22 protein-coding genes, 1 rRNA gene and 1 pseudogene are annotated in these 22,287 nt (G+C 74.4%); 9 read left to right on the top strand and 15 right to left on the bottom strand.

Annotated features, from left to right (window positions below; translation table 11 throughout):
- Nucleotides 1–5: 5 nt before the first annotated feature.
- Nucleotides 6–713, bottom strand: coding sequence for an aminoglycoside 3'-phosphotransferase (locus tag DQ239_RS14200; RefSeq protein ID WP_199583026.1), 708 nt, complete (start codon nucleotides 711–713; stop codon nucleotides 6–8).
- Between the two features lie 160 nt (nucleotides 714–873).
- On the opposite strand from DQ239_RS14200, the gene DQ239_RS14195 reads away from it, so the two are divergent.
- Nucleotides 874–1,731, top strand: coding sequence for a DNA-formamidopyrimidine glycosylase family protein (locus tag DQ239_RS14195; RefSeq protein ID WP_113835083.1), 858 nt, complete (start codon nucleotides 874–876; stop codon nucleotides 1,729–1,731).
- Between the two features lie 73 nt (nucleotides 1,732–1,804).
- Here DQ239_RS14195 and DQ239_RS14190 read toward each other — a convergent pair whose 3' ends face one another.
- On the bottom strand, nucleotides 1,805–2,647 hold the full coding sequence (locus DQ239_RS14190; protein WP_113835082.1) for a PspA/IM30 family protein: 843 nt from the start codon (nucleotides 2,645–2,647) through the stop codon (nucleotides 1,805–1,807).
- A gap of 143 nt (nucleotides 2,648–2,790) precedes the next feature.
- On the opposite strand from DQ239_RS14190, the gene DQ239_RS14185 reads away from it, so the two are divergent.
- Nucleotides 2,791–3,804: a PfkB family carbohydrate kinase gene (locus DQ239_RS14185; protein WP_113835081.1), complete on the top strand. Its 1,014-nt coding sequence runs from the start codon at nucleotides 2,791–2,793 to the stop codon at nucleotides 3,802–3,804.
- Nucleotides 3,801–4,268 (top strand): GNAT family N-acetyltransferase, encoded by a 468-nt coding sequence (locus tag DQ239_RS14180; protein WP_113835080.1) that lies wholly within the window; start codon nucleotides 3,801–3,803, stop codon nucleotides 4,266–4,268. The genes DQ239_RS14185 and DQ239_RS14180 overlap by 4 nt, the downstream gene beginning before the upstream one ends.
- A gap of 12 nt (nucleotides 4,269–4,280) precedes the next feature.
- Here the strand turns inward: DQ239_RS14180 and DQ239_RS14175 are convergent, their stop codons facing one another.
- From DQ239_RS14175 to DQ239_RS14150, 6 genes are all read right to left on the bottom strand, one after another.
- Nucleotides 4,281–4,778, bottom strand: coding sequence for a helix-turn-helix domain-containing protein (locus DQ239_RS14175; RefSeq protein WP_233489235.1), 498 nt, complete (start codon nucleotides 4,776–4,778; stop codon nucleotides 4,281–4,283).
- Between the two features lie 28 nt (nucleotides 4,779–4,806).
- The gene (locus tag DQ239_RS14170) at nucleotides 4,807–5,223 is read right to left on the bottom strand and encodes a helix-turn-helix transcriptional regulator (RefSeq protein WP_113835079.1); all 417 of its coding nucleotides are present in this window, start codon (nucleotides 5,221–5,223) and stop codon (nucleotides 4,807–4,809) included.
- A gap of 155 nt (nucleotides 5,224–5,378) precedes the next feature.
- Entirely contained in the window at nucleotides 5,379–5,849 is a 471-nt protein-coding gene (locus tag DQ239_RS14165) for a nicotinamide-nucleotide amidohydrolase family protein (RefSeq protein ID WP_113835078.1), read from the bottom strand.
- On the bottom strand, nucleotides 5,849–6,523 hold the full coding sequence (gene pgsA, locus DQ239_RS14160; RefSeq protein ID WP_113835077.1) for a CDP-diacylglycerol--glycerol-3-phosphate 3-phosphatidyltransferase: 675 nt from the start codon (nucleotides 6,521–6,523) through the stop codon (nucleotides 5,849–5,851). The genes DQ239_RS14165 and pgsA overlap by 1 nt, the downstream gene beginning before the upstream one ends.
- Nucleotides 6,524–6,527: 4 nt before the next feature.
- Nucleotides 6,528–7,961, bottom strand: a complete 1,434-nt coding sequence (locus DQ239_RS14155; RefSeq protein ID WP_113835076.1) for a MiaB/RimO family radical SAM methylthiotransferase — start codon at nucleotides 7,959–7,961, stop codon at nucleotides 6,528–6,530.
- 55 nt (nucleotides 7,962–8,016) lie between these two features.
- A complete protein-coding gene (locus DQ239_RS14150) occupies nucleotides 8,017–10,515 on the bottom strand; it encodes a DNA translocase FtsK (protein WP_113835075.1) in 2,499 nt (832 codons plus the stop codon).
- Nucleotides 10,516–10,604: 89 nt separating this feature from the next.
- Between DQ239_RS14150 and DQ239_RS14145 the strand changes: the two genes are divergently transcribed.
- Both DQ239_RS14145 and DQ239_RS14140 read left to right on the top strand, forming a co-directional pair.
- Nucleotides 10,605–12,557: a prolyl oligopeptidase family serine peptidase gene (locus DQ239_RS14145; protein ID WP_113835074.1), complete on the top strand. Its 1,953-nt coding sequence runs from the start codon at nucleotides 10,605–10,607 to the stop codon at nucleotides 12,555–12,557.
- Complete coding sequence (locus tag DQ239_RS14140; RefSeq protein WP_113835073.1) at nucleotides 12,554–13,600, top strand: aminotransferase class V-fold PLP-dependent enzyme; 1,047 nt, start codon at nucleotides 12,554–12,556, stop codon at nucleotides 13,598–13,600. Before DQ239_RS14145 ends, DQ239_RS14140 begins: the two co-directional genes overlap by 4 nt.
- A 40-nt stretch (nucleotides 13,601–13,640) precedes the next feature.
- On the opposite strand, the gene DQ239_RS14135 is transcribed toward DQ239_RS14140, so the two are convergent.
- The 5 genes from DQ239_RS14135 to thyX all read right to left on the bottom strand — a co-directional run bounded on the left by DQ239_RS14135 (nucleotide 13,641) and on the right by thyX (nucleotide 18,408).
- The gene (locus DQ239_RS14135; protein WP_113835072.1) at nucleotides 13,641–15,341 is read right to left on the bottom strand and encodes a ribonuclease J; all 1,701 of its coding nucleotides are present in this window, start codon (nucleotides 15,339–15,341) and stop codon (nucleotides 13,641–13,643) included.
- Nucleotides 15,338–16,234 carry a 4-hydroxy-tetrahydrodipicolinate synthase gene (dapA, locus tag DQ239_RS14130; protein WP_113835071.1) on the bottom strand — a complete coding sequence of 299 codons (897 nt, stop codon included), beginning with the start codon at nucleotides 16,232–16,234 and terminating at the stop codon, nucleotides 15,338–15,340. The genes DQ239_RS14135 and dapA overlap by 4 nt, the downstream gene beginning before the upstream one ends.
- A 9-nt stretch (nucleotides 16,235–16,243) precedes the next feature.
- Complete coding sequence (locus DQ239_RS14125; protein ID WP_113835070.1) at nucleotides 16,244–16,771, bottom strand: dihydrofolate reductase; 528 nt, start codon at nucleotides 16,769–16,771, stop codon at nucleotides 16,244–16,246.
- 13 nt (nucleotides 16,772–16,784) lie between these two features.
- Nucleotides 16,785–17,591 (bottom strand): thymidylate synthase, encoded by an 807-nt coding sequence (locus tag DQ239_RS14120; protein WP_113835069.1) that lies wholly within the window; start codon nucleotides 17,589–17,591, stop codon nucleotides 16,785–16,787.
- Between the two features lie 64 nt (nucleotides 17,592–17,655).
- Entirely contained in the window at nucleotides 17,656–18,408 is a 753-nt protein-coding gene (gene thyX, locus DQ239_RS14115; protein ID WP_113835068.1) for an FAD-dependent thymidylate synthase, read from the bottom strand.
- A 3-nt stretch (nucleotides 18,409–18,411) separates the two neighbouring features.
- Between thyX and DQ239_RS21185 the strand changes: the two are divergent.
- Nucleotides 18,412–18,735: pseudogene (locus DQ239_RS21185) on the top strand (YkvA family protein); the annotation flags it as partial.
- A 182-nt stretch (nucleotides 18,736–18,917) separates the two neighbouring features.
- A complete protein-coding gene (locus tag DQ239_RS14105) occupies nucleotides 18,918–19,415 on the top strand; it encodes a hypothetical protein (protein ID WP_147252125.1) in 498 nt (165 codons plus the stop codon).
- Here DQ239_RS14105 and DQ239_RS14100 read toward each other — a convergent pair.
- Nucleotides 19,390–20,592: a crosslink repair DNA glycosylase YcaQ family protein gene (locus tag DQ239_RS14100; protein WP_233489234.1), complete on the bottom strand. Its 1,203-nt coding sequence runs from the start codon at nucleotides 20,590–20,592 to the stop codon at nucleotides 19,390–19,392. The genes DQ239_RS14105 and DQ239_RS14100 overlap by 26 nt on opposite strands.
- Before the next feature lie 71 nt (nucleotides 20,593–20,663).
- On the opposite strand from DQ239_RS14100, the gene DQ239_RS14095 reads away from it, so the two are divergent.
- Both DQ239_RS14095 and DQ239_RS14090 read left to right on the top strand, forming a co-directional pair.
- The gene (locus DQ239_RS14095) at nucleotides 20,664–21,251 is read left to right on the top strand and encodes a GNAT family N-acetyltransferase (protein WP_113835064.1); all 588 of its coding nucleotides are present in this window, start codon (nucleotides 20,664–20,666) and stop codon (nucleotides 21,249–21,251) included.
- Nucleotides 21,248–21,907 (top strand): DUF2461 domain-containing protein, encoded by a 660-nt coding sequence (locus DQ239_RS14090; RefSeq protein ID WP_113835063.1) that lies wholly within the window; start codon nucleotides 21,248–21,250, stop codon nucleotides 21,905–21,907. The genes DQ239_RS14095 and DQ239_RS14090 overlap by 4 nt, the downstream gene beginning before the upstream one ends.
- A gap of 260 nt (nucleotides 21,908–22,167) precedes the next feature.
- Here the strand turns inward: DQ239_RS14090 and rrf are convergent.
- Nucleotides 22,168–22,284 (bottom strand): 5S ribosomal RNA (gene rrf, locus DQ239_RS14085).
- Between the last annotated feature and the right edge of the window lie 3 nt (nucleotides 22,285–22,287).

Raw genomic sequence — 22,287 nt, 5'->3', positions numbered from 1 at the left:
CCCGCTCACGGATCGGCGTCCCAGAGCAGCCGGTAGTAGGCCATCCGGCCGGGGTCGGGCTCCACGCCGTAGGCCGCCAGCAACCGGCTCTCCCAGCCCGGCCCGTAGTTCCATCCGGTGCTCCACGCCGCCACCGCGAGGTCGGCCCAGCGATCGGCCACGCCCAGCGCGCCGAGGTCGACGTGCCCCGACCAGCTGCCGTCGTCCTCCACCAGCGTGTTCGGCGCGCAGGCATCGCCGTGGCAGACCACCAGCCGGTCGACGTCCGGGACGTCGGCCAGCCGGGCGAGCACCTCGGGCACCGACAGCGCGGCGTGCTCCGGCCAGAAGCGCTCCCGCCGCATCGCCTCCGGGCGTACCCCTGCGACCCGGGCTCCCGCCGACCAGTCGAAGGGGCACCCGACCACCGGCAGTGCGTCGTGCAGGGCGCGCAGGCCGAGACCGATCGCGTCCACGGCCGGCCCGGGTTCGGCCAGCCACCGCGGGTCGACGGCGCTGCGCCCGGGCAGCCCGGCGGTGAGCAGCCACTCGCCGTCGTCGTCCCCGCCGTGCTCCAGGACGACGGGGACGGGCGTGAACCGGGCCGCCCAGCGCAGCCGCTCCACCTCGCTCGCGAGCTCCAGCCCGATAGCGGCCGGCGCCCACTTCACGAACCGCCGCTGTGGACCGTCCCCGAGCCGCCAGGTGAGGCCGCCGAGCTGGTTGCGCCACACCGGTGTCAGCCGAGCCGCACCGGCGAGGGCAGCGACGGCTGCCGGCACCGCCACCGGCGCGCCCGGGGCCCCCGCGATCGCCTGCGGGATGCTGCCACGGGAGACGGAGGTCGCGGGCCGCTGATCGGCGCCGACCCGCTCCGCAGCGGATCATGGTGCCGTGCCCGAAGGAGACACCGTCTGGCTGGCGGCCAAGCGCATGAACCAGGCGCTGGCCGGCGCCACCCTGCGACGCGGGGAGTTCCGCCTGCCGCAGCTGGCCGCCCTCGACCTGGCCGGCGTCACCGTCCGCGAGGTGGTCCCGCGCGGCAAGCACATGCTGATCCGCCTGGCCGACGAGCGCACCCTCCGCACCCACTACCGCATGGACGGCAGCTGGCACATCTACCGGCCGGGCGCCCGCTGGCGCGGCGGACCTGGCTACGACGTCCGCGTGGTGCTCGCCACCGACGAGTGGGAGTGCGTCGGCTACCGGCTGCACGACGTGGAGATCGTCCCCACCAGCGACGAGCACCGGCTGGTGGGGCACCTCGGGCCCGACGTCCTCGGTCCCGACTGGGACCTGGCGGAGGCGCTGCGCCGGCTCCGCTCGCACCCCGACGAGCAGATCGGGGTCGCCATCCTCGACCAGCGCAACCTGTGCGGCCCCGGCAACCTGTACAAGGTCGAGTCGCTCTTCCTCTGCGGGGTGCACCCCTGGGCCCGAGTGGCCGACGTGGACGACCGGCTCGAACCGCTCGTCACCCGCGCGCGCACCCTGATGCTCGCCAACCGCGACCACCCGGAGCAGAGCACCACCGGCGATCTGCGCCGCGGCCAGGACCACTGGGTCTACGGGCGCAAGGGCAAGCCGTGCCGCCGCTGCGGCACCCCGATCCTCGTAGGCGACCAGGGACCGCACACGCAGGAGCGGGTGACCTACTGGTGCCCCCGCTGCCAGGCGACCGACGCCCCCATCGACCCGCTGGCCCGCACCGGCGAGCCCGGCCGGCCGCGGCCCTTGGCGACCCCCGGCTGACCCACCCCGGACGCGCCGCGGGCGGCCCCCGGAGAACCGGGGACCGCCCGCGGCGGTGTGCACGAACCAGGGATCAGGCGGGCTCGGGCCGCTCGACCGGCTGCGCCTGCCGCTGCTCGGCCGACTCCTGCTGACCGGCGGGCGCGCCCTGCTCCAGGGCGGCGGCCGGGGAACCGCTCTCGACGGCCGGCGTCCCCCCGCCCATGGCGGCGCGGATCTGGTCCAGCCGCGAGGCCCCCGCCACGTCCAGGGTGGCCTTCTCGACCTCGAGCATCCGGCCCTCGACCGAGCTCTGCGCCAGCTCCGCCTGGCCGAGCGCGTTGGCGTAGCGGGCCTCGATCTTGTCGCGGACCTCGGCCAGGGACGGCGTGTTGCCCGGCGCGGACAGCTCGTTGACCTGCTTGAGCGAGCTCGCCACGTGCTCCTGCATCTTGGCCTGCTCGAGCTGGCTCATCAGCTTGGTGCGCTCGGCCAGCGTCGTCTGCAGCCGCATCCGGCTCTGCTCGACCGCGCCGCGCGCCTGCTCGGCGGCCTGGAGCGCCTCGTCGTGGCTGCGCTTGAGGTCCTCCATCGCCTGCTCGGCGGCCACGAGCTGGGTGGCGAAGGCCTGGGCGGCGTTCTCGTACTCGGCGGCCTTGGCCGCGTCACCGGCGGCGCGGGACTTGTCGGCGAGGGTCAGCGCCTGGCGCGCCGAGGACTGCAGCTTCTCCACCTCGCCCAGCTGCCGGTTCAGCCGCATCTCCAGTTGGCGCTGGTTGCCGAGCACCGCGGCGGCCTGGTTGGCCAGTGACTGGTGGCGCTGCTGCTCGGCCTCGATCGCCTGGGCGATCTGGATCTTCGGGTCGGCCCGCTGGTCGATCTGCGCATTGGCCGACGCGGTGAGGTACTTCCACAGCTTCACGAACGGGTTGGGCATGGTTCCTCCTGCTCCGGCACCGACGCCGGGGGTGGGTGGCCGGCGCGGCGGTGTTCGTCGTTCCCATCGTCCCAGGTGAGTGCCGGGGCTGGCCAACGGGCCGATCCGAGCGGTGGACACGGGCGGGCCCCTACGGTGGGTTCGTGCCCGCACCCATCCCCACCCTGTGCGTCCTGGGCGAGCTGGTCGTCGACCTGCTGCCCGTCCCGGAAGCCGGCTCCGGCCCCGAGGGGACCGCGCCCCAGTACGTCGCGCGGCCGGGCGGCAACGCCCTGAACGTCGCGGTGGCCGCCGGCCGGCTGGGCGCCCCGGTGGCGCTGGTGGCGCGGCTGGGCACCGGTCCGCTGGGCGCCGCCCTGCGCCGGCACGCGGAGATCGCCGGGGTCGACGTGGGCGGGTTCGTCGAGGCGACCGAGCCGGTGAGCCTGGCCGTCGTCGGGCTGCGCCCCGACGGCTCGCCCGACTACGGCTTCCACGTCCTGGGGGCGGCGGACTGGCAGTGGACCGACGAGGAGCTGGCCACCTCGGTGCCCGAGGCCACCGCCGTCCTGCACGTGGGCTCCATCTCCAGCTGGACCCGGCCGGGCGGCGACGCCATCGCCGCGCTGGTCGACCGGCTCGCCGGCCGGGTGCTGGTGAGCGTCGACCCCAACATCCGGCCTCCGCTGGCCGAAGGCCCGGTGGGCGCCACGCTCGGCAACGACCGGGCCTCGGTCATCGCGCGCCTGGACCGCCTCCTCGCGCACGCCGACGTCGTCAAGGTCAGCGCGGAGGACCTCGCGTGGCTGGAGCCCGGCGCCGCCGACCTGGACGACGCCGCCCGGCGCTGGGCGGCGCGGGGGCCGGCGCTGGTGCTGCTCACCGACGGCGGCTCGCCGCTGCGGGTCGCCCGCCCGGGACGCCCCGTCCTGCACCGCGACATCCCCCGGGTCGAGGTGGCCGACACCGTGGGCGCCGGTGACTCCCTCGCCGCCGGACTGCTCAGCGGGCTGCTGGCGGCCGGCGTCACCGACCGGGCGGCCCTCGAGGCCCTCGACGACGACGATCTGCTCGCCCTGGTCGACGACGCGGCGCTCGTCGCCGCCCTGAACTGCACCCGGGTCGGTGCCGACCCGCCCACGCGCGCGGAGGTCGAGGCCGCACGGACCCGGCGGTGACCGGCCAGGTGCGGATCGTCGGGCTCTCCGAGCTGTCGGCCACCGTGGTGCGCGCCCGGCTGCTCGATGAGCACGACCGGTTCTGGGACACCGACACCCGCGCGTTGCACCACCCGGTGTGGTTCCACCAGTTCGGTGGCTTCGGGGCCGTCGCGATGACCGGCGACGGTGACGACGTGGGCTACGTCCTCGGCACCGTCACGGCGGACCGGCTGGCCTACCTCCACCTCGTCGCGGTGCGGGCGGACCGGCGGCGGTCGTCGCTGGGCAGGCGGCTGTGCGGGTGGTTCGACGACCTGGCCCGGAGCGCGGGCGCACGGTTCGTGCAGGCGGTGACCCGGCCGGACGACGAGGTGGCTCTCGCGTTCCACACGTCGCTGGGCGCGGCTCCCCACCTGTCCCGGGACCATGCCGGCCCCGGCGCCGACCGGGTGGTGCTGACCCGGCCGCTCGCTCCGGCCTGACGCCGACCCTGTTCAGCGGTCGACGGGGACGCCGACCACCGCGGCCAGCCGCGCCGCCTGGCGGTGCCGGTCGATCGACCGTCCCGGCTGCACGACCACGCCGACCAGCCACCGGGCCGCCAGGTCGGCGCCGTCGGCGTCGGTGCGCAGCGCGGCGGCCAACCGGTCCCGCAGTCCCGCCCAGCGATCGCCCTCGACGGCCAGCAGCCTCACCAGGACGTCGGGCTCGACCTCCGCCAGCCGGCGCAGCACCGGATGGCCGCCCAGCTCGTCGGAGAGGGCCGCGAGCGCCTCGCCGGGTGGCCGGGCGCCGGCCAGGTCGCTGAGCCGGTCCAGCTCGACAGCCAGCAGCGCGCGGGCGACGTCGTCCTTGGTCCGGAAGTGGTTGTACAGCGTGGCCTTGGCGACGCCGGCCGCGGCCGCGATCGACTGCATGGTGCTGCGCCGCACTCCGTGCTCGGCGAAGGCCCGGGCCGCACCGTCGAGCAGGCTGCGCCGCGTGGGGTTCACGACGGCGGCCCGGGGACGCGCGAGCGCATCAGGCGGCGAGCGAGACCGTTTCGCCGCGGCGCAGGGCCGAGCGGGCCGGACCTCCGACGAGGGCCAGGGCGGGCTCCGCCGCGGGCACCGTGGTCTCCTCGGCAGCGGTCTCCTCGGCCGGGACGGCGGCGTCGGCGGCCTCGGCCGGCACCGGCTGTCCCAGGGCGCGGACGCCACCGGCGCCGGCGACACGCAGCTCCAGACTCACCTCGGCCAGCAGGTCGGCCAGCTCGACGTCCAGGGCGTCGCAGATCGACGCCAGCAGCTCGGAGGACGCTTCCTTCTGCCCTCGCTCGACCTCGGACAGGTAGCCGAGGCTGACCCGGGCGGCACCCGAGACGTCGCGCAGCGTCCGGCGCTGACGCAGCCGGTGCCCCCGCAGGGTGCTGCCCAGCTGGGTACGCAGCAGCAACATGGCCACTCTCCTGTCCTGCGAGCGGGGAAGGCCGGCGCCCTCGTCGAGCGCCGTGCGCTCACCGTACGCGGCGCTCGGTCCGGTGGCTGGCCCACCGGGCTCGCGTCCTCTCAGGGCGTAACGCCCTCACCCCGACGGGCGTTCCCGCAGCTCGGTCAGCCGAGCCGGTCGAGCAGGGCGTCCACGGCGGCGTCCACGGCCGCCGCGCGCACCGCCGCGCGATCCCCCGGCAGGTCCAGCTCGACGACGTCGGTCCGCTGCCCGTCGGAGACGCCGACGTAGACGCGGCCGGGCCCGTGCCCGTCGACCGGGGTGGGTCCGGCGACCCCGGTGAGGCCGACCCCCCACGTCGCCCCGCACCGCTCCCGGACGCCCTCGGCCAGGGCGGCCGCGGTCGGCCGGCTCACCGGGCCGTGCTCGGCCAGCAGGTCGGCGGGCACACCGGCGAGCTCGGACTTGAGGTCGGTGGCGTAGACGACGACTCCTCCGCGCAGCGTCGCGCTGGCGCCGGGCACCTCGGCCAGCAGGGCGCAGAAGAGCCCCGCGGTCAGCGACTCCGCGGCGGCGACCGTCTCGCCCCGGGCGAGCAGGGCCTCGTGCAGGGCGGCCGTCCGCGGGCCCGGCATCAGGCCGCGGTGTCGGTGCGCTCGCCCGCCGCGTCGGCGGTCCCGGCAGCCGAGCGACGGGCGGCGGCGGCCTTCATCGCCCGCGCGCTGGTCCGGCGCAGCCGCAGAGCGCGCACGACGTAGTCCAGACCGCTGAGCACCGTGAGGGCCAGGGCCAGGGCCATCACCCACCACCGCGCGGAGGCCAGCAGCCCGGTGAGCGGCAGGATGTAGAGCCCGATGGCCAGCGCCTGCGCGACGGTCTTCGCCTTGCCGCCGCGGCTGGCCGCGATGACGCCGTGCCGGATGACCCAGAAGCGCAGCACCGTGACCCCGACCTCGCGGACGAGGATCACCCAGGTCACCCACCAGGGCAGCATCCCCAGCGCGGACAGCCCGATGAGCGCGGTGCCCGTCAGCGCCTTGTCGGCGATCGGGTCGGCCAGCTTGCCGAACTCGGTGACCTGGCCGGTGCGCCGGGCGATCATCCCGTCGTACCGGTCGGTGATGATCGCCAGCGCGAACACCAGGGTGGCCCAGTAGCGCCCGGCGTCGTCCAAACCCTCGTCGTGGAGGAGCAGGTAGGCGAACACCGGGACGACGGCCAGGCGCAGCACCGTCAGCGCGTTGGGCAGGTTCACGAGGCGGGCCGTCTGCGGCGGCGTCGCGGCCGGGTCGGGCAGCACCTCGCTCATGCCGTCACCGACCGGGTCCGACGGCCGGGACGACGGCCCGGGCCACCAGGTCGATGCCCTCGGTGCCGACGACCAGCGCCGGCACGAGCTGACCGGCTCCGGCCCCCGCGGGCACGCCCACCACCGTCGTGGTGCCGTCGGCGTCGGGGTCCTGGTGGGCGGCGTGGCCCAGCCACACCCCCGGGCCCTCGTCGGCGGAGAGGTCCTCGGTGAGCAGCACCTCGACGTGCTCCCCGATGCGGTCCTCGGCGCGCTGCGCGGTCAGCTCCTCGACCAGGTCGGTGATCCGCCGGACCCGCGCGTCGATCTCGGCCTGGTCGAGCTTGCCGGGCAGCCCGATCGCCTCGGTGCCCTCCTCGTCGGAGTAGCCGAACACGCCGACGGCGTCCAGGCGGCCCTCGGTCAGGAAGCGCTCGAGCTCGGCGACGTCCTGCTCGGTCTCCCCCGGGAACCCGAGGATGACGTTGGTGCGGAACCCCGCACCCGGGGCGAGCGCGCGGGCGCGCTCGATCAGCGCGAGGAAGTCGTCGGTGCCGCCGAACCGGCGCATGCGGCGCAGCAGGGACGGCGACGAGTGCTGGAAGGACAGGTCGAAGTACGGGGCCACCCCGGGCGTGCCCGCGATGAGCTCGAGCAGGCCGGGCCGCAGCTCGGCCGGCTGGAGGTAGGCGACCCGGACCCGGGCGATGCCCTCGACGGCGGCCAGCGCGGGCAGCAGACCCTCCAGGGAGCGGAGGTCGCCGAGGTCCTTGCCGTAGGAGGTGGAGTTCTCGCTGACCAGGACCAGCTCGGTGACACCTTCGGAGGCCAGCCACTGCGCTTCGCCGAGCACCTCGGCCGGTGGGCGGGAGACGAAGGCGCCGCGGAAGGTCGGGATCGCGCAGAAGGCGCAGCGGCGGTCGCAGCCCGACGCCAGCTTCAGCGCCGCGGTGGGACCGGGGGCCAGCCGTTTGCGGCGCAGCCAGTCGTGGCCGGGGATCGCCGGGGCGTCGACCGCGGTCCGGGCAGCACTGCGCTGGACGGGGCTGATCGGCAGGAGGGTGCGGCGGTCGCGGGGCGTGTGCGGGACCAGGGGGCGGCCGGCGAGGACGTCGTCGAGGCGATCGCCGATCTCGGCGTAGTCGTCGAAGCCGAGGACGGTGGCCTCGGGCAGCGCCCCGGCGAGCTCGGAGCCGTAGCGCTCGGCCATGCAGCCGACGGCGACGACGGGGGCGCCGCCGTCGGTGGCCGCCAGGATCGCGTCGACGGAGTCCTTCTTGGCCGACTCGATGAACCCGCAGGTGTTCACCAGCACGGCGTCGGCGGCGTCCGCGTCGTCGACGAGCTCGTAGCCACCGGCGGCCAGCCGGCCGGCCAGCTCCTCGGAGTCGACCTCGTTGCGGGCGCACCCGAGGGTCACCAGCGCCACCGTCCGGGCAGGGTGGGGCGCAGCTGTCACCGGTCCATCCTAATCGTCGATCGTGCGCCCCTCCCGATGCTGAGAGTGATCCGCGTCAGGCGCCGCCGCGGAGGACGAACAACGTGGACTCCAGCTCGTCGGGCTTGATGAGCACGTCGCGGGCCTTGGACCCCTCGGACGGGCCGACGATCCCGCGGCTCTCCATGAGGTCCATGAGCCGCCCGGCCTTGGCGAAGCCGACCCGCAGCTTGCGCTGCAGCATCGAGGTGGACCCGAACTGGCTGGTGACGATCAGCTCGACCGCCTGCAGCAGCAGGTCGAGGTCGCCGCCGATGTCCTCGTCGATCTCCTTCTTCTCCCCGGCGTTCCCGGCGGAGAAGACCTCCTCGCGGTACTCCGGCTCGGCCTGCCGCTTGGCGAACTCGACGACGGCCTCGATCTCGGCGTCGGTGACGAACGCTCCCTGGACGCGCATGGGCTTGCCCGCGCCGATGGGCATGAACAGCGCGTCACCCATGCCGATGAGCTTCTCCGCGCCGGGCTGGTCGAGGATGACGCGGCTGTCGGTGAGGCTCGAGGTGGAGAACGCCAGGCGCGAGGGCACGTTGGCCTTGATCAGGCCGGTGACGACGTCGACCGACGGGCGCTGCGTGGCGAGGATGAGGTGGATGCCGGCCGCACGCGCCTTCTGCGTGATGCGGACGATGTGCTCCTCGACGTCCCGCGGCGCGACCATCATCAGGTCGGCGAGCTCGTCGACGATCGCGAGGATGTACGGGTAGGGGCGGTAGACCCGCTCGCTGCCGGGAGGCGCGGTGATCTCGCCCTTCTCGACCTTGCGGTTGAAGTCGTCGATGTGCCGCACCCCCGTGGACTTCATGTCCTGGTAGCGCTGCTCCATCTCCTCGACCAGCCAGGCCAGCGCGGTGGCGGCCTTCTTCGGGTCGGTGATGATCGGCGTGATCAGGTGCGGGATGCCGTCGTAGGGCGTCAGCTCGACCATCTTCGGGTCGACCAGGATCATCCGGAGCTGGTCCGGGGTCGCCCGCAGCAGCAGCGAGGTCAGGATCGAGTTGACGCAGCTGGACTTACCGGCACCGGTGGCACCGGCGACCAGCAGGTGGGGCATCTTCGCCAGGTTGGCGCAGACGAACCCGCCCTCGATGTCCTTGCCCAGGCCGACCAGCATCGGGTGCGGGTCCTGCTTGGCCGCCCCCGAGCGCATGACGTCGCCCAGCGACACCTTCTCGCGGTCGGTGTTGGGCACCTCGATGCCGACGGCGGACTTGCCCGGGATCGGGGCGAGGATGCGAATGTTGTCGTTGGCCACCGCGTAGGCCATGTTGCGGGTCAGCGCGGTGATCTTCTCGACCTTGACGCCCTGGCCCAGCTCGACCTCGTACCGGGTGACCGTCGGGCCACGGGTGAAGCCGGTGACCGCGGCGTCGATGTTGAACTGCTCGAGCACGCCGGTGATCGCCTCGATGGCGACGTCGTTGGCCTTCGAGCGGGCCCGCGGCGGGTCACCGGGGCGCAGCATGGACAGCGAGGGCAGGACGTAGTCGCCCTCCACCGGCTGGATGGACAGCTGCTCCGGCTCGGTGATCGGCGGCAGCTCCTCCTCGGGGAGGGTGCGGTCCACCACCGGCGGCCGAGGGGGCGGCGGGCGCAGCTCGGTGTGCTCGGGCTCGGTGGTGAGCGTGGCGTCGGCGGCCGCTGCCATCGCGCCGTGGTCGATCGGGCCGGTGGCGAGCAGGTCCTCGGCGAGCTTGCGCCGCGACTTCCGGCCGGTCGGCGCCGTCTCGGCCTCGTCGTCGTACTGGTCGAGGTCGTCGTACTCGTCGTCGTCGTAGTAGTCATCCCGGCCGAGCAGCCGGTCGGTGAGCTCGCGCAGGCGCTCGGGGATCTGGTGCACCGGGGTGGAGGTGATGACCAGCAGCCCGAAGAACGCCAGCAGCGCGAGCAGGACGACGGGGACCACCGGCCCCATGCCGGCGACCAGCGGCGTGCCGACGGCCCAGCCGATCAGCCCACCGGACCCCGGCAGGCCGCGCTCGGGGTCGGCAGGGCTCCCCACCACCTGGGCGATGCCGAGCACCGAGGCGGTCACGCAGACCCAGCCGATCACCAGCCGGCCCCGCGCCTCGGGCCGGGGCCCGCTGCGCAGCAACCGGAGGGAGGCGAAGAACAGCACGATCGGCAGCACCATGACCAGCGCGCCGATGATCCAGCGGACCCCGTCGGTCAGGGCGACGCCGACGGGGCCGATGCCGTTGCTCCAGGCGGCGGCGCCCAGGACGACGGCCAGGCCGAGGACCGCCAGGCCCACGCCGTCGCGGCGGTGCTCGGGCGCGAGCGGCTCGGCCTCCTCGGGCCGGGCGACCGACCGCGCGAGGCCGCCGGCCCCGCGAGCGAGCAGCCCCCAGGTCCCGCTGGCGGCGCGCCACAGGCTGAAGCCGGCATCCTTCTGGCGCGCGGGCGGCCGACGGTTGCCGGACCGCTTGGCGGCCGGCCGCTTCTTGCTGGCCGCGGTCGATCCCGAGCGGCTGCGCGTGGACGCCGGCCGGCGCGTCGACGTGGTGCGGGCAGGCATGCGTCGAACGGTAATCCGCACCGCGGCCGTGACGGGGCAGGCAGAGCGTCGTGTCCCGCCCCGGCGCGGGATCTCATAACGTCACAGGCATGAGCCTCTCGCTCCCGTCCGGCAGCTGGCCGACCCCGATCACCTCCGAGCTCGTGGTGCGGGCCGCCGCCCGGATCGGTGAGGTGGTGGTCGGCGGCACCGACGTGTGGTGGGCGGAGTCACGGCCCGACGAGGGCGGCCGGACGGTGGTCGTCCGCCGCTCCGCCGACGGGACCGTGGCCGACGTCCTGCCCTCCCCCTGGAACGCCCGCACCCGCGTGCACGAGTACGGCGGCGGCGCGTGGACCGTCGCCGAGGGCACGCTGTGGTTCACCGAGTTCACCGACCAGCGGCTGTACCGGCTGGACCCGGGCGGCGACTCCCCCGTGCCGGTGACCCCGGAGCCCGCGGTGCCCTCGGGCGTACGGTTCGCCGACCTGCACGTCACCGCCGACGGCGTGCTGGCGGTGCGGGAGACCCACCCGGCCTCCGGCGGCGCGGCCGACGTCGTCAACGAGATCGTCCGGATCACCGCGGAGGGCATCGAGGTCCTGGTCTCCGGCCCGGACTTCGTCTCCGACCCCCGCCTGGCGCCGGACGGCGTGACGCTGTCCTACCTCCGCTGGAACCACCCCGACATGCCCTGGGACGCCGCCCAGCTCGTGGTCCGGGCCGCCGACGGCACCGAGCACCTGCTCGCCGGCGGGTCCGGCGAGTCGGTCGTCCAGCCGACGTGGGGCGAGGACCTCGCGCTGTGGTGGTTCAGCGACCGCACGAACTTCTGGTCGCTGTACCGGAAGCGCCCGCACGAGGCACCGGAACTCGTCGTGGACGTGGGGGCCGACATCGCCGGGCCGCAATGGGTGTTCGGGCAGTCCCGCTTCGCCCTGCTACCCGACGGCCGGGTGGCGTTCGCCTACGGCCGCGACGGCGCCGACCGGCTCGCCGTCCGCGAGGCCGACGGGAGCCTGCGGGAGCTCGACCTGCCCTACGCGTCGTTCCGCAACGTGGTGGCGGCCGGCGACGGCGTCGTCTGCGTCGCCGGGGGCCCGGACAGCGAGCCGGTGGTGCTGCACGTGCCGGTCGACGGGGGCGTGGGGGCGGGCGGGCCGGGGATGTCAGTGCTGCGCCCGGCGCGCGACCTGGGCCTGGACCCGGCGTGGTTCTCCCGCCCTGAGCACGTCACGTTCGCGACCGAGGACGCCGGCACGGGCATCGACGTCGCCCACGCCCTGGTCTACCCGCCGGCGAACCCCGACGTCACCCCCGTCGAGGGCGACCTCCCGCCGCTGCTCGTCGTCGTCCACGGCGGGCCGACGTCCGCGGCCTCACCGGTGCTCAACCTCGCCGTCCAGTACTGGACCTCCCGCGGTTTCTGCGTCGCCGACGTCGACTACCGGGGCTCGACCGGCTACGGCCGCCGGTACCGCGACGCGCTGCAGGGCCGGTGGGGCGTCGTCGACCTGGACGACGTCGTCGCGTGCGCCCGCCACCTCGCCGCCACCGGCCGGGTCGACCCCGCGCGGATGGCCATCCGTGGCGGCTCGGCCGGCGGCTACACGACCCTGGCCGCGCTCTCGCTGCGGCCGGGCGTCTTCACCGCGGGCGCGAGCCACTACGGCGTGGCCGACCTGGGGGCGCTGGCCGCGGAGACCCACAAGTTCGAGTCCCGCTACCTCGACGGGCTGGTCGCGCCCTGGCCGGCCGGCGCGGAGGTCTACGCCGAGCGCTCGCCGATCAACCACGTCGACGCGCTGGACACCCCGCTGGCCGTCTTCCAGGGCGACGAGGACGCGATCGTGCCCCCCGACCAGGCCGAGGCGATCGTCGCCGCCCTGCGGGAGAAGGGTGTGCCGCACGCCTACCTGCTCTTCGCCGGCGAGCAGCACGGGTTCCGCCGGGCCGCGAACATCCGCGCCGCCCTGGACGGCGAGCTGTCCTTCTACGCCCAGGTGTGGGGCTTCGACCTCCCCGCCGACGAGGACATCGAGCCGATCGCGGTGCACCGGTGAGCCTCGCGCCGGGTGAGTTCGACGCCGAGGGCTGCTACCTCGACACGGCGTCGCTGGGCCTCCCCCCGCGCAGGTCGCTGACCGCGCTGCACGCCGCCCTCGACAGCTGGGCGGCCGGCCGGTCCCGGGCGCCGGACTTCGACCGCGACGTCGAGTCGGCCCGCACGGCCTACGCGGCGCTGGTGTCGGTGCCGCCGGCCGGCGTGGCGGTGGGCAGCCAGGCGAGCGTCTTCGCCGGCCTGGTCGCGTCCTCGCTCCCCGCCGGCAGCGAGGTGCTGGTGGCCGCGAACGAGTTCACCAGCATCGTCTTCCCGTTCCTGGCACAGGCACCCCGCGGCGTGCGCGTCCGGGAGGTGCCCCTGGACCGGCTGATCGAGGAGGTCAGCGCGGCGACCAGCCTGGTCGCGGTGTCCGCCGTGCAGTCCGCCGACGGCCGGGTGCTCGACCTCGACGCGCTGGCGACGGCGACGACGGACGCCGGGGCGGACGTGCTGCTGGACACCACGCAGGCGGCGGGCTGGCTGCCGGTGGACGTCGGCCGGTTCGCCTACAGCGTCGGCGGCGGCTACAAGTGGCTGCTGGCACCGCGCGGCACCTGCTTCTTCACCGTGCGACCCGACCGGCTCGACACCCTGACGCCGCACGCCGCCGGCTGGTACGCGGGCGCCGACCCGTGGACCAGCATCTACGGCGGCCCGCTGCGGCTGGCTCCCGACGCCCGCCGGTTCGACGTCTCCCCCGCGTGGCACTCGTGGGTGGGTCAGGCGCGGTCGCTGGAGCTGCCGGGCGAGATCGGCCGCGAGGCGCTGCACGCCCACGCCACCCGGCTGGCGGACCGGTTCCGCGCCGCCGTCGGCCTGTCACCGGGCGATTCGGCCATCGTCAGCCTCACCGTCGACGACGCGGCCGCGGGCCTGCTGGAGGCGGCCGGCGTCCGCGCGAGCGTGCGCGCCGGGCGGCTGCGGCTGGCCTTCCACCTCTACAACACCGACGAGGACGCCGACCGGGTGGCCGAGGTGCTCAGCGGGCGGGTGCTGGCCTGATCCCCTGCGGTCCGGCCGGCACCGAGCGCTCGGTCGGCCGTCACACCTCCAGGACGGTCGGGATGATCATCGGGCGGCGACGGTGGGTGTCCGACACCCACTTGCCGACGGTGCGCCGGATGATCTGCGACAGCCGGTGGGCGTCGACCTCGTCGTCCTGCAGCGCCCGGCGCAGGTTGTCCTCGACCAGGCGCAGGACCTCGTCGAAGGCGGACGGGTCGTCGGAGAAGCCCTTGGTCGACAGGTGCACCGGACGCACGATCGTCCGCGTCGACGGCTCCACCACCACGGTCAGCGCCACGAAGCCCTCGTCGCCGAGGATCCGGCGGGCCTGCAGCGACTCCTCCCCGACGTCGCCGACGTTGAGCCCGTCGACGTAGACGTTGCCGATGGGCACGCTGCCCACGATCGTCGCCTTGCCGTCGACGAGGTCGATCACCACGCCGTCCTCGGCCAGCAGCACGCGGTCGGCCGCCATGCCGGTCTCCTCGGCGAGCTTGGCGTGGGCGCGCAGGTGGCGCCACTCCCCGTGCACCGGCATCAGGTAGCGGGGCTTGGCCACGTTGAGCAGCGTGCGCAGCTCGCCGGCGGGCGCGTGCCCGGAGACGTGCACCCGCGCGGTCTCCTTGTGCACGACCGTGGCGCCGAGCCGGGACAGCCCGTTGATGACCTTGTAAACGGCGGTCTCGTTGCCCGGCACCAGCGAGGAGGCGAGCACGACGGTGTCGCCGGCCTCGATGGTGACCTGGTGGTGGTCACCGCGGGCCATGCGGCCCAGGGCGGAGAGCGGTTCGCCCTGCGACCCGGTGCTCACTAGCACGACCTGCTCGGCCGGCATCTTCGCGGCGTCGTCCAGGGAGACCATGAGGCCCGGCGCCATGTGCAGCAGCCCCAGGTCGCGGGCCACCCCCATGTTGCGGACCATCGAGCGGCCCACCAGGGCCACCTTGCGCCCGTGCTTGTGCGCGCAGTCGAGCACCTGCTGGATGCGATGCACGTGGCTGGCGAAGCTGGAGACGATCAGCCGCTGGGTGGCCCGGGCGAACACGTCGTCCAGGACCGGGCCGATGCTGCGCTCGGGGGTGACGAAGCCGGGCACCTCGGCGTTCGTGGAGTCGGCCAGCAGCAGGTCGATGCCGGAGACCCCGAGGCGGGCGAAGGCACCCAGGTCGGTGAGGACGCCGTCCAGAGGCAGCTGGTCCATCTTGAAGTCACCGGTGTGCACCAGCAGCCCGGCGGGGGTGTGCACCGCGACGGCGAGGGCGTCGGGGATCGAGTGGTTCACCGAGATGAACTCGCAGTGGAACGGCCCGGCCAGGTGGTCGTCGCCGGCGGCCACCTCGACCAGCACCGGGTCGATGCGGTGCTCGCGGAGCTTGGCCTTGACCAGCGCCAGGGTGAACCGGGAGCCGACCAGCGGGATGTCCTCGCGCAGCCGCAGCAGGTACGGGATGGCCCCGATGTGGTCCTCGTGCCCGTGGGTGAGGACGACGGCGGTGATGTCGTCGAGCCGGTGCTCGATGACCCCGAAGTCGGGCAGGATCAGGTCGATGCCGGGCTGCTCGGCCTCGGGGAAGAGGACGCCGCAGTCGATGACGAGCAGCTGACCGTCGAACTCGAGCACCGCCATGTTGCGGCCGATCTCGCCCAGCCCGCCCAGCGCCATGACCCGCAGGCCGCCCTCGGGCAGCGGTGGCGGCGCCTTGAGATCGAGATGGGGCTGGGTGACCTGGCCACTCACAGTTTGACGCCTCCGTCGGCGAGGTCGATGCGCAGTTGCGCGAGCTGGTCGTCGGTCGCCTCGACGAGCGGCGGCCGCAGCGGGCCGGCCGGCAGGCCGAGAGCGTTGAGCGCCGCCTTGACCAGGATCGCGCCCTGGGTGCGGAAGATGCCGGTGTAGACCGGCAGCAGGCTGTCGTTTACGGCGCGGGCCCGGGCCAGGTCGCCGGCCTCGACCGCCGCGATCAGCTCCGCGAGCCGGGGACCGACGAGATGACCCACCACGCTGACCACCCCGACGCCGCCCATCGCCAGGATGGGCAGGTTGAGCATGTCCTCGCCGCTGTAGAAGGCGAGGTCGCTGCGTGCCCTGGTCCAGGCCATGGCGCCGAAGTCGCCCTTGGCGTCCTTCACGGCGACGATCCGCGGGTGCTCGGCCAGCCGCACGAGGGTCTCGACCTCGATGGGCACCACCGAGCGCGGTGGGATGTCGTACAGCATCACCGGCAGATCGGTGCTGTCGGCCACCGCGGTGAAGTGCCGCAGCAGCCCGGCTTGCGGGGGCTTGTTGTAGTAGGGGGTGACGACGAGCAGGCCATGGGCGCCGAGACGCTCCGCGGCCTGGGCGCGGTCGACCGAGTGCGCGGTGTCGTTGGTGCCGACCCCGGCGACGACGGCGGCGCGGTCACCGACCGCGTCGATCACCGCCTCGAGGACGGCGTGCGACTCGCCGTCGCTCAGGGTCGGGGCCTCACCGGTCGTGCCGAGCACGACCAGGCCGTCGTGCGCCTGGCGGTCGACGAGGTGGGCGGCCAGCTCCTGGGCGCCGGCCAGGTCGATGGACCCGTCCTCGGCCAGCGGCGTGACCATCGCCGTCAGCACGCGCCCGAAGGGCCGGGCGGGGTCGGTGGTCATGGGCTGAATCTACCGAGCCGCGCGCCGCTGGTCGGTCCCGGTCGCGGCGGCGCGCTCGTACTCCGACACGGCGTAGCGCAGCCTCCCCGTCGCGGACTCCGACCAGCCGTGCTCTGGCGTCCGGGTGGTGCGGGTCCAGGCCCCGTCCAGGACCGGCGCCCAGGTGTCGCCGTCAACGTCAACGTCGACGTCGGTGACCACCAGCCGGTCGGCGTGCGGCAGGAACGCGGCGTACACCGCTCCCCCGCCGATGACCCAGACGTCCGGGTGCTCGGCGAGCACCTCGTCGACCGACCCGGCGGGATGAGCGCCGTCGGCGGACCAGCCCCGGTCGGAGGTGAGGACGACGTTGCGCCGGCCCGGCAGGGGGCGGAAGCGCTCGGGCAGCGACTCCCACGTGCGCCGGCCCATGACGACGGTCGAGCCCGTGGTGAGCCGGCGGAACAGCGCCAGGTCCTCGGGCAGGTGCCAGGGCAGGCCGCCGTCGGCACCGATCACGCCCCCGCGGGCCTGCGCCCACACCATGCCGACGGTCATCGGGAGCGGCCGGTCAGACGGCCACGGCGCCGCGGATGGCGGGGTGGTGGTCGTAGTCGCGCAGCGCGAAGTGCTCGTAGGTGTAGTCGAACAATGAGGGCGCCGGCGCGAGCTCCAGGGTGGGGAACGGCTTCGGCGCGCGGGAGAGCTGCTCGGTCACCTGCGCCACGTGGTTGCTGTAGATGTGGCAGTCCCCGCCCACCCACACGAAGTCGCCCGGCTCCAGGCCCACCTGGGCGGCGACCATGCGGGTGAGCAGGGCGTAGCTGGCGATGTTGAACGGGACGCCCAGGAACATGTCGGCGCTGCGCTGGTAGAGCTGGCAGGAGAGCTTGCCGTCGGCGACGTAGAACTGGAACAGCGCGTGGCACGGCGCGAGCGCCATCTCCGGCAGCGCACCGACGTTCCACGCGGAGACGATCATCCGGCGGGAGTCGGGGTCGGAGCGCAGCGTGTCCAGGACGGCGGAGATCTGGTCGATCTGCTGCCCGTCCGGCGCCGGCCACGACCGCCACTGGACGCCGTAGACGGGACCGAGCTCCCCCTCGGGCGAGGCCCACTCGTCCCAGATCGTGACGCCCTGCTCGCGCAGCCAGCCGACGTTGCTGTCCCCGCGCAGGAACCACAGCAGCTCGACCGCGATCGACTTGAAGTGCACCTTCTTCGTCGTCACGAGCGGGAAGGTCTCGGACAGGTCGTACCGCAGCCGCTCGCCGAACAGGCTGACCGTGCCGGTGCCGGTGCGGTCCTGCTTCGGCGTGCCCTGCTCCAGGATCCGGCGCAGGAGGTCCTCGTACTGGGTGTCGATCGGCGCTGCCACGCACCCGACACTACGGCGGAGCACCGACAGCCGGCACGCGCCGGCCGCATCCGCCCCAGGGGGCTCAGCCCTCCCCGACCAGCGGGCTGGCGGCCACCTCGCTGCCGTCGGCCAGGGTGCTGATCCGGAAGTCGCCGAACACGTTGCCGGCCACCCGCTGCAGCTCGCGCAGGCAGGCGATGGCCAGGCCGCGGAGCTCCACGTCGGCGTGCTCGCTGGCCCGCATCGCGACGAAGTGCCGCCAGGCCCGGTAGTTGCCGGTGACCAGGATCCGGGTCTCGGCGGCCGCGGGCAGCACCGCGCGGGCCGCCTGCCGGGCCTGCTTGCGCCGCAGGCTCGCGTTGGGCAGGTCCGCGACCCGCTGCTCCAGCCCGGCCAGCAACCGGTCGTGGGCCTCGATCGCCGCCCCGGTGGCCGCCACGAAGAGCGCGTGCAGCTCCGGGTCCTCGGCGATCGCGGCCGGCTCCACCATCCCGGCGTCCCGCTCGGGCAGGTGGCGCGGGGAGAGCTGGCTGTAGGAGAAGTGCCGGTGCCGGACCAGCTCGGAGCTCAGCGACCGCGAGACACCCGTCAGGTACATGCTCACGCTGCCGTGCTCGAGAACCGACAGGTGACCCACCTCGAGGAGGTGCCGCAGGTAGGCGGCGTTCGTCGCGGTCGCCGGGTTGGGCTTGTCCCACGACTGGTAGCAGGCGCGCCCGGCGAACTCGGCCAGCGCCTGCCCGCCCTCCGCATCGGTCTGCCACGGGACATCGGCCGGCGGGGTGAACTGCGTCTGGGCGACGACCTGGACCTTCAGCGGCACGATCTCGGGCACGCCGTGAGCGTACGGCCGGGACGGCGGCAGACTGGGCCGGTGGACTGGGTGCGGGCACTGGCCGCCGTCGCCGGTGGGGTGCTGCTGCTCTGGCTGGCCCTGCTCGCGCTGCTGTGGCGGGCACGCACCGACGAGCTGACCGCCCGCACGGCGCTCCGCCTGCTTCCCGACGTCGTCCGCCTCGTGCGCCGCCTGGCCGCCGACGGTTCGCTCCCCCGCGGGGTGCGCGTCCGGCTGTGGCTGCTGCTGGGCTACCTGCTGCTGCCGATCGACCTGGTCCCGGACGTCATCCCGGTGATCGGCTACGCCGACGACGTCGTCGTGGTGGCCTGGACGCTGCGGTCGGTGGCCCGGCGCGCCGGCAGCGACGCGCTCGCCCGGCACTGGCCGGGCGAGCCCGAGGGGCTGGCGCTCGTCAGCCGGCTCGCGGGCCTGCCGCCCGCCGGGCCGCCACCGGGCTGAGGACGCCGCCCCTGGTCCTGCGGGCCCCGCGACGGCAGGCTTCGGCCATGAGGAACCCGAACTGGTCGTCCGTGCTCCGCCGGCTGCGGCCCTGGCTCGTCGGCTGGTTCACCTTCCAGGCGGTGGTGGCTGCGGCCGGGTTCTACGGCGCGTGGCGGCGCAAAGAGGGGGACGCGACGAGCACGAGCATCCGCCGGGTGGTCACCCACAACGGACTGGAGCTGCGTCCCATCAACCCCGACCTCACGCGGCTGCGCGTCGACCTGGCGATGGCCGGCGCGGAGATCGACCTGACCGCCCTGCCGCTCCCCGCGCACGGTGTCGACCTGACGGTCCGGATGGGGATGGCCGGGCTCGCCGTCCGCGTCCCGGCCGACTGGCGGGTCTGGTGGCGGTTCCGGGGCGTCGGCGGCATCGGTGCCGACGGCGGCGTGCAGCGCACCCACGACGAGCACGCGGCCGACCTGCGCATCCACGCCGTGGTGCTGCTCGGCGGGCTGGGCGTGGAGTCGGGCGGGCTCAGCGCAACGCCACCGCCCGGCTGAGGTCGCAGGCGAGGTCGCCGCGCTCACCCACGACGACGTCGTCGAGCTCCATCCAGTCGGCCATCAGCCGCAGCTCGTCGGCGAGCTCGGCGGCCACCTCCTCGTGCGCGACGCCGTCCTCGGCGAAGGCGGACTGCACGCGCAGCACCGACGCCTGCCGGTCGGCCTTGAGGTCGACCCGCCCCACGAGGCGGTCGCCCAGCAGGAAGGGCAGCACGTAGTAGCCGTGCACCCGCTGGGGCGCCGGCGTGTAGATCTCCAGCCGGTACCGGAAGCCGAAGATCCGCTCGACACGGGGGCGCTCCCAGATCAGCGAGTCGAAGGGGCTCAGCAGCGCCCGCGCCCGGATCCAGCGCGGGCGGTGGGCCTGCGGGTCCAGCCAGGCCGGCCGGCCCCAGCCGTCCACCTCGACGGCCAGCAGCTCACCGGCGTCGGCCAGCTCCGCGATCGCCGTGCGCGCGTCCGCCGGCGAGAGCCGGAAGTAGTCCCGCAGGTCCTTCTCCGTGCCGACGCCGAGGGCGCGGGCGGCGGTGCGGACCAGCTCCCGGACGGCGTCCGCACGGTCCGGCACGGGCTGCGCGAGCACCGCGGCCGGCAGCACCCGCTCGGTGAGGTTGTAGACCCGCTCGAAGCCGGCCGTGCGCCCCCGCGCGGTCAGCACGCCGGTGAAGAACAGGTACTCCAGCGCCGCCTTGCCGGCGTGCCAGTTCCACATGCTGCCGGGGCGGTCGGGACGGGCCTCCCCCAGCTCGGCGGCGCGCAGCGGGCCACCGGTGCGCACCCGCTCGACGAGTGCGGCCACGTACTCGGGCCGCTCCCTGGCCACCCGGGTCATCGAGCCCCACGCCTCCTTCTCCGCCGCGGACATGCGCCAGCGGAGGTAGGGGTGCAGCCGTACCGGGAGGAAGGACGCCTCGTGCGCCCAGTACTCGAACAGCGCGCCCCGCCCGTTCGTGAGCCCGTCGAGCGCCGCTCGCGGATAGGGGCCCAACCGGCTGAAGAACGGCAGGTAGTGCGCGCGGGAGAGGACGTTGACCGAGTCGATCTGCACGACCGCCAGCCGCTGGGCGACGGCCCGGAGCTGGCGGGACCCCGCCGGCGTCGAGGGCCGCGGAGCGGCGAAGCCCTGGGCGGCGAGCGCGATCCGCCGCGCCAGCCCGGCCGGCAGTCGGTCCACGGGGGTCACGGTGCGATCCTGCCCGCGGGCACCGACATCTGCGCCGCCAGGGCCTGCCTAGGCTCGCGGACGTGGACCCCACGCCGTTCCCCCGCCTGACCGGCTCCGTCGAGGTGTCGGTGCGGCCGGCCCGCCCCGGAGAGGCGACAGACATCGCACGGGTGCAGGCCGTCGCCTGGCGCACCGCGTACCGGTCGGTGCTGCCTCCCGAACTGCTGGACACCTGGGACGAGGCCGCCGCCGCCCGGACGTGGCGCACCGCGGTCGAGGCACCCCCGACGCCGGCGCACCTCGTGCTGGTCGCCCTCGAGCGGGAGACGGTGGTCGGCTTCACCGCCCTCGGGCCGGCGGAGCTCGCCGACGGGGAGTCCCCGGATCCCGCAGGGCCCACGTCGGAGATCTCGACGCTTCTGGTCGAGCCGCGCTGGGGGCGCCGCGGTCACGGCAGCCGGCTGCTGGCGGCCGCGGTCGACCTCGTCCGCGCGCAGGGGGTCGTGCGGCTGCGCACCTGGCTGCCCCAGGCTGACACCGTCTCCGCATCGTTCTTAGAGTCGGCCGGCTGGGAGCCCGACGGCTGGGCCCGCACGCTGGACACCGGGACGACGCCGCTTCGGGAGCTGCGCTGGCACACCGGACTGGTCGAGGAGGGGCCGGCATGACGTTCACGGGCTTCCCGGACGAGGGGCTGGTCTTCTACGAGGGCCTCGAGGCGGACAACACCAAGACCTTCTGGACAGCGCACCGCGACGAGTACGAGTCGTTCGTCCGCGCCCCCGTGCTCGCGCTGCTCGAGGAGCTGGCCGGCGAGTTCGGGACGGCGAAGGTGTTCCGGCCGTACCGCGACGTCCGCTTCTCGCACGACAAGACTCCGTATAAGACGCACCAGGGCGCGGTGGTCACGCCCGAGGGACGCGGCGCCGGCGCCTGGTACGTGCAGATCTCCGCCGATGGGCTCATGGTGTCGGGAGGCAGCTGGCGGCTCGAGAGCGACCAGGTCGCCCGGTACCGCCGCGCCGTCGCCGATCCCGTCCAGGGCGTACGGCTGGAACGGGAGGTGGAACGGCTCCAGGCCGCGGGCTGGGAGATCGAGGGAGAGCGCCTGGTGCGCGTCCCCGCCGGCCACTCCGCCGACGACGAGCGGATCGAGCTCCTCAAGCACAAGGCGCTGCACGCCACCCGGCGCTGGATTCCGGAGGACTGGCTGCACACCCGCGAGGTGCTCGACCGGGTGCGCACCGCCTGGCGCGACCTAGCGCCGCTCAACTCGTGGCTCGCGGACAACGTCGGCGCCACCACGAAAGAACCCCGCCGCTGACCGACGGATTTTCGGTACCGAAAGTCCCGGGGAGGGGCCGGACTTTCGGTACCGAAAGTCCGGAGACAGCACCCCGGCCGCCGGGGTGGGGACGTCTGCTTTTCCGCGGAAAAGCAGAAGGTCGACAGCGACGGCCAACACCGGGGTAACCGGTGCCGGCCGCGGTCGGGGTCTGCTTTTCCGCGGAAAAGCAGAGACCTTGGGCCCGGGGAATGCCGAAGGGCCCCAGCACGGATGCTGGGGCCCTTCGGGGAATGGTTGTCCGGCGGCGTCCTACTCTCCCACCCCGTCTCCAGGGCAGTACCATCGGCGCTGAGAGGCTTAGCTTCCGGGTTCGGAATGGGACCGGGCGTTTCCCTCTCGCCATGACCGCCGTAACT

Origin of the sequence: Blastococcus sp. TF02-09, from assembly GCF_003319105.1 — a bacterium.
Taxonomy (GTDB): domain Bacteria; phylum Actinomycetota; class Actinomycetes; order Mycobacteriales; family Geodermatophilaceae; genus Blastococcus.
The sequence above is the reverse complement of the archived record's forward strand: the minus strand, read 5'-3'. Positions and strand labels throughout refer to the sequence as shown.

Excerpts from the sequence above, each read along its gene's own strand:
- DQ239_RS14190 (WP_113835082.1), bottom strand. The coding sequence starts at position 2,647 with ATGCCCAACCCGTTCGTGAAGCTGTGGAAGTACCTCACCGCGTCGGCC.
- DQ239_RS14125 (WP_113835070.1), bottom strand. The coding sequence starts at position 16,771 with ATGACCGTCGGCATGGTGTGGGCGCAGGCCCGCGGGGGCGTGATCGGT.
- DQ239_RS14105 (WP_147252125.1), top strand. The coding sequence starts at position 18,918 with ATGAGGAACCCGAACTGGTCGTCCGTGCTCCGCCGGCTGCGGCCCTGG.
- DQ239_RS14170 (WP_113835079.1), bottom strand. The coding sequence starts at position 5,223 with ATGTTGCTGCTGCGTACCCAGCTGGGCAGCACCCTGCGGGGGCACCGG.
- DQ239_RS14165 (WP_113835078.1), bottom strand. The coding sequence starts at position 5,849 with ATGCCGGGCCCGCGGACGGCCGCCCTGCACGAGGCCCTGCTCGCCCGG.
- dapA (WP_113835071.1), bottom strand. The coding sequence starts at position 16,234 with ATGACCACCGACCCCGCCCGGCCCTTCGGGCGCGTGCTGACGGCGATG.
- DQ239_RS14090 (WP_113835063.1), top strand. The coding sequence starts at position 21,248 with ATGACGTTCACGGGCTTCCCGGACGAGGGGCTGGTCTTCTACGAGGGC.
- DQ239_RS14150 (WP_113835075.1), bottom strand. The coding sequence starts at position 10,515 with ATGCCTGCCCGCACCACGTCGACGCGCCGGCCGGCGTCCACGCGCAGC.
- DQ239_RS14145 (WP_113835074.1), top strand. The coding sequence starts at position 10,605 with ATGAGCCTCTCGCTCCCGTCCGGCAGCTGGCCGACCCCGATCACCTCC.
- pgsA (WP_113835077.1), bottom strand. The coding sequence starts at position 6,523 with ATGAGCGAGGTGCTGCCCGACCCGGCCGCGACGCCGCCGCAGACGGCC.